The sequence below is a fragment of the Streptomyces sp. NPDC058231 genome (assembly GCF_042882275.1).
In the GTDB taxonomy this organism is placed as follows: domain Bacteria; phylum Actinomycetota; class Actinomycetes; order Streptomycetales; family Streptomycetaceae; genus Streptomyces.
The window spans coordinates 1,903-3,977 of record NZ_JBHVWN010000148.1 but is presented as its reverse complement, the minus strand read 5'-3'; the positions used below and the strand labels follow the sequence as shown (position 1 = coordinate 3,977).

The window sequence follows — 2,075 nt, the reverse complement described above, 5'->3', positions numbered from 1 at the left end:
CACCCATGTCGATACTGCGTTCACGGGTACCACCTCCTTGATCTCTCGCACGGCCTCCGGAAATGTAGCAGTGGTCGACCCTCGTCCGCCAAACGGGTTTTCGCGGAGACCCCACCGACATCGACCCGCTGCTGGCACGCGCTCCTGGCGGCCGGTTCGTCATCACCACTCGGCGTTCCAGCGGCTGGCGTGGCATGGCATCCCCCATGCGCCTCGCCGTACTCGCTCCCGCCGAATCGCGCAGCCTGCTCGCCACCCGGACGGACCCGTGCGAAGGGTGCTCGGATCCGGACGGCGTGGAAGAACTCTGCGATGAAATCGGGCATTTGCCAGTGGCCATCGAGCAGGTCGGTGCTTACATCGCCGAAGTCGGCCTCACCCTCCGGAGTCGCCCCGCGCCGGGCCGGGCCGATCGGCGCGGGCTGCCTGGAGAGCATCCACCCCGCCCCCGTTCGTTGTCGTGACGTATTTGCGGCGCGGCCGGGTGGCTGAGGCAGCCGGGGACACCGAGGACCGCGAGCATGTCGCACTGCATCTGTACGGATTCCCGTACCGACCTTGAGGAGACGTCACGTGACCGCGACAGCGATATCCGCACCAGGCTTACCGCCCGCCCACCGGGACGCGAATGTACTGCGCTGGCTGGGCGCATTCGTCTTCTCGCTGCTGGGCGACAACGTGTACTTTCTCGCACTGTCCTGGGCGGCGGTCCGGGTCGGCGGTCCGGCGCAGGCGGGGCTGGTGCTGGCCGCCGGTTCGGTTCCGAGGGCGGTGCTGATGCTCGGCGGGGGCGTGGTGGCCGACCGGTTCGGCCCGCGCAAGGTGGTGATCGGCAGCGACCTGACGCGGTGCGTGGTGATTCTGGCCGTGGCGGGCGTACTGGCCGTGTCGACTCCAGGTGTGTGGGTGCTGGTGGTGGTCGGGCTGGTCTTCGGCACGGTGGACGCCTTGTTCTTGCCGGCCGTCGGCGCACTGCCGCCGCGTATCACCGGCCCGGACCAACTGGCCCGGGTGCAGGGTCTGCGCGGGCTGGCCTCCCGGGCGGCCACCATCGGCGGTTCGCCACTGGGCGGTCTGGCCATGGCTCTGGGCGGCCCGTCGTGGGCATTCGCTGTCGCCGGGACCTTGTTCGCGGTGTCGGTACCGCTACTGATCGCCGTACGGATCACACCGCTCCCGGACAATGACCGGGCGGCCGGGACCGGTGGCACGGCCTGGCGGGACTTGGCAGACGGCCTGCGGCACATCCGCCGCGACCCGGTACTGGGCCCGCTGGTGATCGTGCTGGCGATAGGGGAGCTGGGCTTCACCGGCCCGTTGAATGTCGGCGTGACTCTGCTGGCCAGCGAACGCGGCTGGGGTGCAGCCGGACTCGGCTGGATTGCCGGCGGTTTCGGCGCCGGCGCGGCCGCCGCCTCCCTGCTGCTGGCTGTGCGTGGCCGCCTTCCCCACGCCGGGCTGGCACAGCAGGGATGTCTGGCCCTCGGCGCGGTGGCGACCGGCGTGCTCGCCTTCGCACCCTCACTGTCCGCCGCCGTCGGGGTCGGCGTCGCGATCGGGCTGACCGCCGGACTCGGCGGGGCGCTGAGCGCGGCGCTGCTGCAGACGGCCACTGATCCCGTATACCTAGGCCGGGTCACCGCCGTGGCCAGCCTGTTCTCGCTCGGCGTCGCCCCGCTGACGTACCCGCTCACCGGCGCGGCCATCGCCACCTGGGGAACGCGTCCGGTGTTCACCGCCAGCGCTGCGATCGTGGCACTCGGCTCCGTCGTCGGGCTGTGTACCCGGCCTCTGCGCGGCGCTGAACTGCCCCGCTAGAAGGTGGCTCCGCGCCCACCCCTTTGACTGCACCGGAACGGATTCGGGCAGGTCAGGCCGCGCGGTCGTGCCGTCGCCCCAGGCCGCGGACATGTCCAGGCGAGCGAGGGCGTTGACCACGTCTGTGATCGCCTCATTGAGTTTGGCGATGGAGAACTGTCGGTTCGCCGCCCTCGACAGCTCGTACCCGCTCACCTCGGCGATGTGACGGGCGGTGTTCACCTCGGCGCGCAGGCTGCCCGCCATCCGATCCAAGA

The 2,075-nt window shown here is 70.7% G+C and carries 1 protein-coding gene and 2 pseudogenes; 2 read left to right on the top strand and 1 reads right to left on the bottom strand.

Features of this window, described 5'->3' with window-relative positions; all coding sequences use genetic code 11:
• Nucleotides 1-475: 475 nt before the first annotated feature.
• Nucleotides 476-562 (top strand): annotated as a pseudogene (locus tag ACFVXE_RS38785) (transcriptional regulator); the annotation flags it as partial.
• An 11-nt stretch (nucleotides 563-573) separates the two neighbouring features.
• The gene (locus tag ACFVXE_RS38780; RefSeq protein WP_389678469.1) at nucleotides 574-1,818 is read left to right on the top strand and encodes an MFS transporter; all 1,245 of its coding nucleotides are present in this window, start codon (nucleotides 574-576) and stop codon (nucleotides 1,816-1,818) included.
• Nucleotides 1,819-1,881: 63 nt separating this feature from the next.
• Here the strand turns inward: ACFVXE_RS38780 and ACFVXE_RS38775 are convergent.
• A pseudogene (locus ACFVXE_RS38775) lies at nucleotides 1,882-2,064 on the bottom strand (Tn3 family transposase); the annotation flags it as partial.
• Between the last annotated feature and the right edge of the window lie 11 nt (nucleotides 2,065-2,075).